The sequence below is a fragment of the Bacillus sp. SIMBA_008 genome, assembly GCF_046535495.1.
Lineage (GTDB): Bacteria > Bacillota > Bacilli > Bacillales > Bacillaceae > Bacillus > Bacillus subtilis.
Genome location: NZ_JAWRWL010001163.1, coordinates 1 through 240, shown reverse-complemented (window position 1 = coordinate 240; position 240 = coordinate 1). Strand labels below are relative to the sequence as shown.

Here is a 240-nt window from a genome sequence, read left to right as displayed (position 1 = left end):
CCTCGCGGGCGACAATGTCCCCCACGTGATGGTCGTCCAGGGGAAGTCGCCCGGATTCGTCAAGAACGCCGAAGCGGGCGCTTTCTGGGAGCTCACCGATTACCTCGCGGACTACCCGAACCTCGCCACCACCCTCCCGGAGGTTCAGGAGGCATCGAGCATCAACGGCAAGGTCTACGGCATCTTCCGCGCACGCGACACGATGCGCACCTCCGTCATGGTTCGCGCCGACTGGCTGAA

The 240-nt window shown here is 64.6% G+C and carries 1 pseudogene; it reads left to right on the top strand.

From position 1 onward, the window contains the following. Nucleotides 1-240, top strand: a pseudogene (locus tag SB658_RS27100) (extracellular solute-binding protein); the annotation flags it as partial.